This is a genomic window from Bacillus cereus group sp. BfR-BA-01381 (genome assembly GCF_022663555.1).
In the GTDB taxonomy this organism is placed as follows: Bacteria; Bacillota; Bacilli; order Bacillales; family Bacillaceae_G; genus Bacillus_A; species Bacillus_A pacificus.
Map to the genome: position 1 here is coordinate 89,679 of NZ_JAKUFR010000007.1, position 12,474 is coordinate 102,152.

Sequence of the window (12,474 nt, forward strand, 5' to 3'; positions counted from 1 at the left end):
TATCAATACTATAATTAATAAAAGGGCAACCACGATTTGGCTACCCTTCAAAAATTTATACTTCCGGATCGAAAGTTTTGCAATCTGTTTCTTCTGTAGTCGATGCTTGTTTTCCTTTATGACTTACTACATAAATTGCGTCTGCGCTACATTTATTACCGTTAGCCCAAAATTTACAATTGTTTACTTCACATAAAACGTCTTGTGCCATAGTATCACACCTCCTCGTTCTATTATCATTAACAAAATTCGGAGGTATGATACTCTTTGTTATGCATTTTTTATTCCATTTTTAGCTTTCTTAATGGCTCTATATCCCCTTGTACAATAGCATCTATATTTTCAGTTATTTTTTCAATATCAAAATGCCACCATTGAATTTGCAGTAATTCCTCTATTATTGTATTTGTAAATCGTTCCTTTATTTTATTTGCGGGGTTTCCACCAACAATTGTATATGGTGCAACGTCTCTAGTCACAACAGATTTAGCTGCAATGATTGCACCATCTCCTATTTTGATTCCGGGCATAATTGTTGCATCCATACCAATCCAAACATCATTACCTATGACTGTATCCCCTTTGTAAGGTAGATCAGACAAACTAGGTGTATGCTTCTCCCACCCATTTCCAAATATATTAAATGGATATGCCGAAAATCCATCCATCCGATGATTCGCTCCGTTCATAATAAAGGTAACTCCATTTGCAATACAACAAAACTTTCCAATGATAAGGCGATCTCCAAGAAATTCATAATGATGTATTACACGCTCTTCAAATGTTTCTCCATCTTTCGCATCATAATATGAATAGTATCCGGCGAGTATATTAGCTTTCGTTATTGTATTTTTTATAAAGTGAACATTTTTATTTCCTTCAATGGGATATTTAACATTTGGATTAGGATTCATGTTGCACAGCACTTCCTTTACCGTTTATTTCACTTTCTACCGCTATTACTGGCTTTAAATTGTATATAGGCAAAATAAATAATAATCCAATTATAAATAGTAAAGCTGTGCCTTCATACATCGTACTTAATGAGAACATTTCTTTTAATGAACCAGCAATACTCATTGTTACTACCATTGAACCAGTGAATAATGGACTTAAAATGCCATTTACACGACCAATAAAATCTGTATCGCTATTTTGAATAATAAGCGTATTAATACCTATTTGAATACATGGAAGAGCTAACCCACTAAAAAGTTGTGCTATGAGTGTTACCCATAAATTTGTAGAATAACCTATAATACCGATGCCGATTGCCTGACCGAGCATACCGATAATTAACATTTTTTGCGGCGCAACGTTTTTTGCAAATACCATCGCTAAAGCACCGCCAACAATCATTCCTGCACCATTTACTGTTAGTAACCATTGTAAACTCTCTTTTGATAATCCTAACTGCTCAGTTACAATAAAAATACCTAACGGCTGAATTAAACCAATTCCTAGTCCTGCTGCCATAAAACAAAGCCCTAGCAAAGTTAATGCTTTTTTCTTTTTCACATATTTAATACCATCAAGCATTTCCTGTAACAGAGTGATTTCTTTCTTCTCATTATCATTCTCAAGATCTTTCGGAAGAAATAATAACACAGCTGCTGCAAGTAAAAAAGCAATACCTGTAATAATGATTGAAATATAAATTCCAAAACTATGAAAAATAAATGTTCCAAGAATCGGTCCTAACACCATAAATATCGCAAATATTGTTTGATAAATAGACATCGCTAATTGAATTTGTTCTGCCGATAAATGCTGTTTAAATAATTTCATTCCAGATGGTTGAGAAAACTGTGAAAGAATTGCAGAAATGAGCGTTACAAAAAATACGATTTTCCACGTTCCAAACATTAGAGTAATTAATACTGCAAATACTGATAAAGAACTTAAAGTCTCACACCATATCATAGTCCTCTTCGGCTTCCACCTATCAGCAAAAGTACCGCCAATAAAGGAAAAGATGAAAATTGGAGCAAACTCCGCCACTGAAATCATCGAAATAGCAAAAGCATCACCTTTTGTCATTTCCATTACGTAAAGTAATACCGCAAAGTTCCGAACCCATATTCCAATTTGTAAAAATAATGCTGATGCTAAAATCCCTTGCACAAACCGATTTTTTAATACTTGTGATACCCCATTGTTTTGTTTCGTTACTACATTTGTCGACATAAAAAAGCCTCCTATTTCATGTTCTGAACAGGAGGCAGCACAAATCATATAAAAAGACTATATATTCGCAGAGCGAAATACATCCCTTTTCTATAAATGTACAGACTAACCCTATTCAGAAGAATATTTCGTTTTTTAACGAAGATCTCTTATAAATAGAATTAGTTGATCATTGGGATGTTTTCACCCTTCCGTTTCGAATTTAAATTACACATACATACTCTATGTAAAACATTTTCAATGTATGCATGTCTCCCTTTAACTATTCTAGAAAGTTAAAGGCAATTCCTCTAAAGAACGCATTAAATAGTTACCTTGCCATTTAATGTCTTTACGATCGCCTTTTATTTGTAGGTCAGACATTCGTTTGAACAAAGTAGTAATAGCAATCTTTGCTTCTAACCTCGCAAGTGGAGCTCCTAAGCAGAAATGACTACCATGGCCAAAGGCAATGTGACGGTTGTTCTCCCGTGTAATATCAAATATTTCTGGATTTTCAAACACAGTTTCATCACGGTTCGCTGAAGCCAATGCGATAATAACCATATCTCCTTTCTGTATTGTTTGATGGTGAATTTGAAAAGGTTCTGCTGCCCATCTTGCAGTTGTAACCTCAACTGGAGAATAATAACGTAATCCTTCCTCAATAGCCGAATCAATTAGTTTTGGATTATCTTTTAATAACTGTAATTGATTTGGATTTTCAAGAAGTGCTAATACCGTATTTGTAATTAAATTCACTGTCGTCTCATGTCCTGCTACAATTAATAGCATTATCATTGAATATAGTTCCCGAGCGCTCAGTTTATGCCCTTCACTCTCTGCAAGTATTAAAGCACTCACCAAGTCTTCTTTTGGCTCTTTTCGTTTCATATCAACTAAATATTGAAGATATGTAATAAACTCAGATAGTTGTTTTTCAGTTTCTTTTATTTCTTCAGGTGTTTCTGGTGATGCAATAACAGCATGAGACCAAATTCTAAATTTCGCTTGATCTTCTTTTGGAATACCGAGCATCTCACTTATCACAATAATTGGTAATGGAAATGAATAATCGTCCACAAGATTTAATGTACCTTTTCGCTCTATATCACTTATCAAATCATCTGCTATTCTCTGAATTCTTCCGTCTAATTGTGCAATCATCTTCGGTGTAAAAGCTTTTTGAACTAAAAATCGTAAACGACTGTGGTTAGGTGGATCTGAATTTAGCATATGTGTTGTTAAGTGGTCACTATTATCAACGGAAAGATACATGTTCTTTGTATCTTGAGAAAACACATTTGTCCAATCTTTTTTTAAACGATTATCTTTTAAAAGTGGCAGAGCATCTTCATATCTAGTAATAAGCCATTCTTTACCGATTTCAACTTGGTTTACAAATAATATTGGTTGTTTTTTTCTCGATTCTTTATAAATTTCATACGCATCTTCTTTAAACTGAGCTGAAGCTAAATTAATGCCATCCTCTATGCTTAACCCAACTTTATTTTTCATTGACATTGTATTCCCTCACTCTCATTTGTTGTTGAAAACCAACCCAACATATGCATTATACTCTAATAAAAACGAGAATATTGTAAATTTTTAATCAAAATCTTACTTCGTATATTGAAAAATAAAAAGTGAGAAAGTAAAATCGTTTCACTCCCTCACTTCTCTTTATGCGAAGCACATAAAATTACTAATTTGTTGATAGCGATAACTTACTTTACGACGACGACCACCTTGCCACGTGTAACCTGATACTCCATTTCTTCTCACTTCAGTCGGGAAGAACCATAAATCCCTTCCGAAAGGACCAGGACGATGTAAGCGTAAATAGCCCCATCTTCCTAGACAGTTACACATCCAGGATTTCATATTACCTGGTTGTGCAGGAGAAGCAAATGTAGACGGTAACGACGGCGTTTGTGACGGAGGTGGTGACGTTGGAGCATCTTCCGCATCATCTGGTCTGTAATCTTCTTGTTCAATATCTCTCACTTCATTTGTAGGTTCATACCCGTAGTTTTGTGGATTATAATACATCGCTTGATCATATGGATAATTTTGCTGGTTATACATATTAATAAATCACCTTCTTTTCATTCATTTCCTTTACCATTCATATGTGATATGCCCTCTCTGGGAAGCTTATGTATAGCCTAAATTCAACAAAAAATAAAGCTCGTATTTAAAAATACGAGCTTCTTCATAAACGAAATAGATGTATTATTTTCTTAATTTCACACTATAGAAACGCATTTCATCTAATGAACCTTCAAATTCAAATACTTCTTGTTTAATTAATTCCTTTAAGCGATATTCTAAAAACGTATCGCCAACTGATTGTTCTACAAGACCAAGTGCTTCACCAATTACTCTAGGAGCTTTTAGGAATTCTTGATCAGCACCTATACTTTTCGCGCATTCAATAATAAATTGATCAAAATAATTTTCTTGTACAGAACGTACTTCATTGTCTGTCCAAACTCTTAAAAATTCCGTACTTTTCGATAGACTATCCCACTCATGTTCAAACTGCGTACGTTTCTCTACAGTTAAATACGGCAATTTTACAAAACTTTTTTGAATTAGAGCTAAACTTTCAGGTGCTAACTCTCCAGTTCCACGAATCGCATACTCTAGTTTTAATATTTTTTTACTTGCATCAGATGTATTCATAACGCGAATATTTTTCTTATCTTTTAATTGCGCCATTACAAAACATAGACCTACATGTTCATGTGCGTTATCGGCTTTCCAAATTGTAATAGGGGTTTCAATAGGTATAGCGTGTAGTTCTTCTATAGTTTCTAAAAACCTTGGTAAATACTCTTCTTCAAAATAATTTTCATAAGCATTTAAGTTGTTTACTAACCATTTCTGTCTTGCTAGTTGCCCTTCATTCATATGTAACTTATTTATCGGCCCAATTGAAAAGAATTCAGAAAAAGCAACGACCATCTCTTCCAATCGTTCTTCTTGACCAAGCATATGCTTTAAACATCCAGCTGTTGAATCATCAAAAGCAATATGTACGTGTAAGCTTTCTTTTACATTTCTTTTATAAGATGTATTACTCGTTAGTTGCTTAGAAATATCCATCAAATTTTTAATAGTATCTTCACTATACTTTTCTTCTAATAAATTTAATTGGATTAGAATACTTTGAAGTAAATGTTTTGCTTCATCTTCGTGCATATCCTCTACAGCATTTTTAATTTTATCTATCATGTAAATCCCTCTATTCATTTCAAAAATAACGTAGATTATAGTGTATCATTTAAGTGTTACTCTTTAAAAGTTTTTTAGTCAAATCATGTATTAAAAAGATTGCTAAATAACCTTTTGTAAATCTTTTTATTTAAATGTATAATTATATAGAAAATAAAAATTATAGGAGCTATGTATATGGAGAAATTATTTCCTAATTATAAACATTATCTAAAAAATTGGAGATTTATATTTATTTGTATATTACCTACTATCGCCTTTTTATATGCTTTTGATGTCATCTTTGAATTACTATTTCATCAAGATTTCTATTTATCTAACTTAATTTTTGCTATTATTTTATTTTTAATATTTATTAACATCAAGGACATGTTTAAAATTGAAAGTTAAAGAACTCAATAAAAAAGAGCACCCTGTAATCAGATGCTCTCATGTGATAGAGGTTTTTTCTGAGTATTAAGTAGGACACGAAGGTCTTGTCCCATTATCTAATATATGCTTGTACTTATTTTTTGTGCATGTACGAAGTATCACTATACATTCTCTTCATAAATTCATTGTACAATTAACATATTTATACATAAAAAAACATCCCCCTTGGATGTTTTTTATGTACCGATTTTTAAGCTTCCATAAACTTTGCCGGTACACCAATTTTTTCAACTACAGAGGATATATTAGTAGGATTAATCATTACATTTTCAATACTAACTAATTTATTTTCTAATAGTCCATTCTCTGTCGTAATAAGTTCTTCAAACCGTTCTAAAGTCATCGAAAATTTATGTTCACTTCCACCATTCATACTGACTTTTACATACTTCATCGTGCACCCGCCTTTCATAATAATCTATAATTCGATAAAAAGGCGCTTACATCCTTTTTATTTACTACTAGATTTTTCACTTTTACACTTGCCACTTTACGTTTATATTCATTATCAAGAAAACAGGTACTATTTTAATGTTCACGTAATAATTGCTAGTAAGAATGATAAAGATAAAAATGCACAAAGCGGTATATATAAAACAGTATCCATTTTAGCAAAACGCGTATCTTTTTTTCGCTTAAAGATGCCAAAATAATGAAACTCACCTATTACTCTAATGAAAAAAATAATCATACAAACCCAAGATCCGATTTGAACAATAATAGTAGGAAATGAAAAATGAATAATATTTGTTTGTTGTAATAAAATTATTGCGGCCATACTTAGTAATAACGCAATGAACAAAGTCATCCCTGTACCTGGTGTAAATGCCTTTTCTCCAGCTTTTGTTGGAATGACACTATTTGTCGCCCACTTACCTCCAAAAGCCCAATAAACATGTAAAAAGCTAACTAAAAATAATATACAGACAGAAATATATGTAATAATAAGCATTTTATCCTCCTATTATTTTATTTAAGCCCTCAACTTTAGAGTATGCTATAAATTTCACCTTAGCAATCAATTTTTAATAACATAAAAACCCCTTAATGATTTTTCTTAAAATTGATTAATCATTAAGGGGCTTTTAACTTCATTATGCATTATACCGATTTCTACGACGTTCCATCCTCGTTTGACCTTGAGCAGTCTCTTCTTTATATTGAGGTATTTGCTCTGTCATTTCATATGTTGCAACTGCAGTTGGTTCTTCGTAATTATGCTCACGTATTTTTTCAGGCGTTTTTTGTTTCGATACTTTTCCACCGAACTTAAATAATTTTAACTTAAATTTCGGTAATCTTGGGATCGGAATCTTAAATGATCGCTTTTTACGTTTCTTTTTTTGTTGAAATAAAGTTATATTTTCTTTATAATCCTCTTCTTTACGGTGTAATAACATAGCAATTAATCCACCTAATATAAGTCCACCAACTAAAAGCATAAGATATTTGAAATGACTTGTCATTAAACTCGACATACGTTCAAGTATAACTAACGACTGCACTTCTTTAATATCCCATAATAAAGCGGCCCATAATGCGAATAAACCGAAAGTAAGTCCATATGTACGAAAACGGAATAAACATGGAATTAAAGCGACACAAGCGGCAATTTTCGCGTTCGCTATAATTGAACTTGTTGAAATATCTTGATGCCAAATTACTAGCAGTAATGTTATAAATGGCGCATAAGCTATCCAACTACATATACGTGAATATATTTTTTTCGCAAAATAACTACCGAAACTAGTAAAAAATAAAAGGCCTCCAATATATAAAGATTGTTCTAATGGGATTTGCTTCATAATTCCTGCAACTGGAAAGAGGCCGCTCAATAGCATTAATAGCACATCTAACTTCTTCACAATTCCTCATTCCTTTCAAATTTCTTTTGAATCAATTCATATTACTTTTCCAAATAAGATGTTTTTTATTTCTAAAAAACATCTTAATCCTGTATGCAAATAAAGTAAATACGTAAAAGAGAAGATACATGACAAATGATATCCTTATTTACATGAAAAAATGACAAATCCTGACCGATATAAGGAACAGGATTTGTCTATTATTATTTACAGCAGAATAATTGAATCTTTCTTTTCTATCTTTATTATATCTACATCCAGTTCATCATCAAACTCTTTAAACTCTCTTGCATCTATATCAGTCATATACCCTTTTATTACTTTCGCCATATGCATGGAATACGGCATGTGTACATCCTTTTCCAACAGCATACTTGTATTACAGCACATGTAATGTATCATTTTGGCAATATAATTCCTTTCTACTGCTTTTATACCTAGCGGTAGAATTTCAAGTATGTATCGCTGCAATGTTTCACTACCATTAAGCGAATATTCACCAGTGCTATAATACATTCCTTTTTCATCTACATATAAACTCGTACCATCCAGTATATCGTCACATTCTATTGCACCATATTTTGGCACATCAAAAGATGTATTTATTCTAATAATATTTAAGTTTGGGACTTTTAACACATCTGGAAAAAATTCAGGGAAAGTATCTATATCAATTTTTTTATTTTGTAACTCTTTTATCCAATGTTTTCTTACATTCGCATCTATAATGAAATATACTTGTTCACTTCTTTCTTTTGCATGTTGTAAAATTCCTCTTAATGTTTCAGAAACAAATTGTTTAAATTGCATCCCCATATCATTTCGCTTTGAAGGCTGTGGTAAAAAGGTATTATGCTTATTTACATGTAATAATAAACGATCAATCGTTTGCCAATCTGTATTCCCATATAATTTATATGAAATTTCTTTACCTTTTATTTGTGAAATAATAGGTAAGAAATCAAATTTCGAGATTCGTTCAATTGATAAACTAACATATGTACAAGGTAAATTTATCTTATTCCAACTACGTTTCAAAAATCCTTTTTGTTCTAATAAACTAAGAAGGCAATTTATAATTGTTTTACGAGATACACTTTGACCTATAAATAAATTAATAAATGCTGAAATACGGTTTGTTCGTGCAAATCCTTCTCTAACAATTTGCTTTGGATCAATTTTTTCACGTCCATCACAATTTTTCATTGCAATTAACGCCAATGTCGCATCATTACGCTCACCTGCAGTAGCATAAACCGCTTTCATAACATCCTCTACTAAATTCGTTTTATACTTTTGGCAATATTGCATTTTATATGGATTTTGCAATACCTTTTCAATATTACATCTTACTATTTTTAACAGCACTGGCGAATCTGCATTTAATATATATGATGACTCACTAATTTGAGCTAACACAATTTCACTTTCAAATAACGCTTGTTCTACTTCCATCGATATTTTTTCAGACCATATTTCTAACGTTATAGTCTCTAATCCTTTTGGTGCAATTAAAGGGAATACTTCATTTTTATTATTTATTGCTAGTTTTTTACATTCTGGTAGTAATGTGAAATAAGTGAATTTTTGCTGAACCCCTTTAAATAAATACTCTCTTTCCTCTACTTTTATACCAGGTTTTATTTTAGTACCTTGAACTTTATATATTCTTTCATTGTATGGAAGCAACACCCTAAGATTTTCTCCCAGCATATAATCTTTCGGATATTGAAGAATATGCTCCAATTCAACTTCTCCACCTATATGAAAATCATCTTTTAAATTTCTAAATATCTTTATCCACTTTATACCATTTGTAGCTTGTTGTACTTTTAGTTTTACAAACCGAACTTTTTTATTATTCGATGCAAGTTCTGGAGTAGAAATTAAAATCATGCCTCGTTTTCGTCTTAAAAGCAAAGGAATGTCTGGATGGTTATATTCTTGATAAAACCTCCGAATTCCTATTGAAACATTTAATAATGGAATGTTCTCTCCTCCGCGCGTTATATATTCGAACCGATATACATAGGCGAAATAATCTTGTGTTTTTTCGTCTTTAATAGGCTCCGACATAGCCTCGCAAATATTTTGTGATCTAAGAGGAGAAAAATATATATCTTCTTCGTGTATGTTTTCTAACTGTAAAGGCCGTTCACAAAAAATATGTGAAATTAAAGCGGGCACCCACCTAGAATATACTTCATTATCATGTAATACTGTTAAATTAGAAATTAAATCGTAATGCCATTCATATTTTGGTGAATCTATTAATTTATTAGGTTTCCAATCATGAATAATCTCATACCAACTTTGAAAAATATAATCAAGTTGTTCTTTTCTAATAGGTTCTTTACATACAATCCATGGTGTATTTTCATTTAATACATATGGATTATGCTGAATAAATAATATATCAGAAAACATATCATATAATCTTTCATTCAATCGTTTCAACTTACTCGTTAATAAAAATGTCTTATAATGTATCTCTACAATATCGAGCCATTCAATAGGAAAATATATAAATGATACGCTTTCGTTTAAAAGAGGTTCTATTATATTTTCAAATGTTAACAACTTTAAATTTTCCATAAAATGATTACTTCCTTTCTTCATTTTTCTTGATCTCAAAAAACTAAAGTATCATCACATAATTTAATTATTTAAAAAGAGAAGCAAATACCGCTTATCCGACTTATATATTAATGACATGACTCTGATAAAAGTTAAAAGAAATTTTCATACATAGCCCTCCTTTTATATTATAAATACAATACATTAAGATTATACAATATAAGTAACGTATTGTATTTGGGATTTACAATAATTTTACAAAAGATTATAAAAGAGGTATTGACCATACATATGTATATTCATACCTCTTTTCACTATCCTATTACCTTTTTCGATTCTTTATTCACCGACCACTGTTCTAATGTATAAGTCATTTCCCAAAATGAATATTCATATTGAATGCTAATAATAAAATGCTGTTTCATTCCTTTGCGGTCAGACTCTGTCACTTTTTCAGCGATAATTTATGTATATTTCTTATAGGTGTTAGCAAGTTCGTTTGTAAACTTGTTAGCACTTTTTTATATCTCCTCCATTGTTCAATGATGCGAGACCAAAAGCTTTTACATCTATCAATTCAATTATACAAGTAGAAGAGGCTTTGAAACGAATTGCTGAAAAATTCCGCAATGCAGATAATCAAGATGTTACAATGGAAGAAGGTGCAATGTGTGGAGACCTTCTTCAGAGGAAAAAAGATTTGATGGTAAAAAATTAGCTAGGGATATAGCTGGTGAACTAAGTGGGGAATATGATATCCGACGCGCTTGGAACGGTATTGCCCCCTCTACTGGCGAAAAACTTTCTACTTGGGAAAGAATTTTCGCAGGCGGAATGGCAGTAGCTGGTCTTACACCAGTTGGGAAAATTGCAAAAGTTGGCAAAGGGGTTAAAATGACTACAAATGCAGTTCAAGCTTGCTAATACTATTAGAAAAGCTGATAAAGCATCAGACATAAAAAAATATTTTTGAACACGCCGGATTCTCGAAAGAAAATATTTCAGAAGCTTTAGAACAGTAGTATAAAATGCTTGATAAATTAAAGGTAAAGTATGAAAGGATTAATCATTAATGAATATTCTAGAAAAATTAAACGAGGCCTTCACTTTAGAAGCTCAGGAATCACCAGCGAGTAAAGAGGCCATTCAAGAATTACAAAAGTTCTCATCGATAGATGTACCATTAGATTATTTAGAAGTAATCCAAAATTGTACAAACGCAGAGATTAATGTACAAAATGAACTTTACATACGTATTTGGGGCCCTACTGATTGCATAGAGATGAATGAAGCACATGATATTCAAAAATATATACCAAATTCACTGGCAATCGGTGATGATGAGGGCGGAAAAGCATTATTATATGTAGATGGAAAAGAAGGATTCGGATTATATACAGTGGATTTTGGAGATTTAGATATTGAAGAAGCAATTAAAATAGCTCCTTCATTAAAAGCATTGTTAATAGATGGTGTCGGAGTAGAGGCATTGTTGTCATAGTAAAAAAATAACAGCTGAATCATTTATAACGAGTCGGCTGTTATTTTTGATTAAGCTATCCTTTTGTTTTACTTCAAATACTTATACCACCAATCTCTACGATCAAGGTACTCCTTCATCGCATTTAATTGAGCATCTGAAGTTGGATCAGAAATAAAATATGCTAATCCATCAGGTTGTAAAATGAACTGAGCTGTCATTTTTAACGATGTCAATGCTCCCATAACATCTTCAATATACTCTCTTGAAAATGCTCCTGATTGGATGATATTTTAATATGAATATCTACCCCTTCAATAAAAAGGAATATTCTGGATATAACAAAGAATACAGTTTCTTATTCCCTTCATACCCCAGGGTCGAGTAGTTAGCTTTTTCTAGCTTCTCTTTAATATATGAAAAAAAGATAAGACTCTTTAAGATGATTCTTCTTGATTTCTCAATATAAAGAGTCTTAGATTTCCGCTAACAATCCTATACTATATGAACAAAGAGTAAGGTACGATTTACTCTTTTACTTGAATGATTGAATATATCCACTAGCGATGGCGCTATATTCTTTGTCGACATGTACATATATAAAGCTAATATTTTATATGAATATTCGTAGTCAATATTCATATATTACAATAGCATCAGAAGTACCATTAAAACAATTAGAGCAACTACCACAGCTGCCACAACCACCACAAC

The 12,474-nt window shown here is 31.7% G+C and carries 12 protein-coding genes and 4 pseudogenes; 3 read left to right on the top strand and 13 right to left on the bottom strand.

Features of this window, described 5'->3' with window-relative positions; all coding sequences use genetic code 11:
* Positions 1–55 precede the first annotated feature (55 nt).
* The 6 genes from MR079_RS04240 to MR079_RS04265 form a co-directional block, all read right to left on the bottom strand.
* Positions 56–211, bottom strand: a complete 156-nt coding sequence (locus MR079_RS04240; RefSeq protein ID WP_000046091.1) for a DUF1540 domain-containing protein — start codon at positions 209–211, stop codon at positions 56–58.
* A 70-nt stretch (positions 212–281) separates the two neighbouring features.
* Positions 282–914: a Vat family streptogramin A O-acetyltransferase gene (locus tag MR079_RS04245; RefSeq protein WP_139865700.1), complete on the bottom strand. Its 633-nt coding sequence runs from the start codon at positions 912–914 to the stop codon at positions 282–284.
* The gene (locus tag MR079_RS04250; RefSeq protein WP_139865699.1) at positions 904–2,187 is read right to left on the bottom strand and encodes an MFS transporter; all 1,284 of its coding nucleotides are present in this window, start codon (positions 2,185–2,187) and stop codon (positions 904–906) included. Before MR079_RS04250 ends, MR079_RS04245 begins: the two co-directional genes overlap by 11 nt.
* Before the next feature lie 267 nt (positions 2,188–2,454).
* Positions 2,455–3,690, bottom strand: a complete 1,236-nt coding sequence (locus MR079_RS04255) for a cytochrome P450 family protein (RefSeq protein ID WP_139865698.1) — start codon at positions 3,688–3,690, stop codon at positions 2,455–2,457.
* A 159-nt stretch (positions 3,691–3,849) separates the two neighbouring features.
* Positions 3,850–4,254, bottom strand: a complete 405-nt coding sequence (locus tag MR079_RS04260; RefSeq protein ID WP_139865697.1) for a hypothetical protein — start codon at positions 4,252–4,254, stop codon at positions 3,850–3,852.
* Between the two features lie 147 nt (positions 4,255–4,401).
* Positions 4,402–5,406, bottom strand: a complete 1,005-nt coding sequence (locus tag MR079_RS04265) for a DUF1835 domain-containing protein (RefSeq protein WP_139865696.1) — start codon at positions 5,404–5,406, stop codon at positions 4,402–4,404.
* 177 nt (positions 5,407–5,583) lie between these two features.
* Between MR079_RS04265 and MR079_RS04270 the strand changes: the two genes are divergently transcribed.
* A complete protein-coding gene (locus tag MR079_RS04270) occupies positions 5,584–5,796 on the top strand; it encodes a hypothetical protein (protein WP_139865695.1) in 213 nt (70 codons plus the stop codon).
* Between the two features lie 232 nt (positions 5,797–6,028).
* Here the strand turns inward: MR079_RS04270 and MR079_RS04275 are convergent, their stop codons facing one another.
* The 5 genes and pseudogenes from MR079_RS04275 to MR079_RS04295 all read right to left on the bottom strand — a co-directional run.
* Entirely contained in the window at positions 6,029–6,232 is a 204-nt protein-coding gene (locus MR079_RS04275; protein WP_000878375.1) for a hypothetical protein, read from the bottom strand.
* Positions 6,233–6,373: 141 nt separating this feature from the next.
* Complete coding sequence (locus tag MR079_RS04280; RefSeq protein WP_139865694.1) at positions 6,374–6,790, bottom strand: DUF3995 domain-containing protein; 417 nt, start codon at positions 6,788–6,790, stop codon at positions 6,374–6,376.
* A gap of 142 nt (positions 6,791–6,932) precedes the next feature.
* Positions 6,933–7,703 carry a DUF3959 family protein gene (locus MR079_RS04285; RefSeq protein WP_242293592.1) on the bottom strand — a complete coding sequence of 257 codons (771 nt, stop codon included), beginning with the start codon at positions 7,701–7,703 and terminating at the stop codon, positions 6,933–6,935.
* 207 nt (positions 7,704–7,910) lie between these two features.
* Positions 7,911–10,298, bottom strand: a complete 2,388-nt coding sequence (locus tag MR079_RS04290) for an RNaseH domain-containing protein (protein ID WP_242293593.1) — start codon at positions 10,296–10,298, stop codon at positions 7,911–7,913.
* Between the two features lie 296 nt (positions 10,299–10,594).
* Positions 10,595–10,741: pseudogene (locus MR079_RS04295) on the bottom strand (TenA family transcriptional regulator); the annotation flags it as partial.
* A 62-nt stretch (positions 10,742–10,803) separates the two neighbouring features.
* Here MR079_RS04295 and MR079_RS04300 point away from each other — a divergent pair.
* Together MR079_RS04300 and MR079_RS04305 are read left to right on the top strand one after the other, a co-directional pair.
* A pseudogene (locus MR079_RS04300) lies at positions 10,804–11,198 on the top strand (pre-toxin TG domain-containing protein); the annotation flags it as partial.
* A 154-nt stretch (positions 11,199–11,352) separates the two neighbouring features.
* Positions 11,353–11,781, top strand: a complete 429-nt coding sequence (locus MR079_RS04305; protein WP_242293594.1) for an SMI1/KNR4 family protein — start codon at positions 11,353–11,355, stop codon at positions 11,779–11,781.
* Positions 11,782–11,849: 68 nt separating this feature from the next.
* Here MR079_RS04305 and MR079_RS04310 read toward each other — a convergent pair.
* Together MR079_RS04310 and MR079_RS04315 are read right to left on the bottom strand one after the other, a co-directional pair.
* A pseudogene (locus MR079_RS04310) lies at positions 11,850–12,053 on the bottom strand (N-acetylmuramoyl-L-alanine amidase C-terminal domain-containing protein); the annotation flags it as partial.
* A gap of 338 nt (positions 12,054–12,391) precedes the next feature.
* Positions 12,392–12,474 (bottom strand): annotated as a pseudogene (locus MR079_RS04315) (heterocycloanthracin/sonorensin family bacteriocin); the annotation flags it as partial.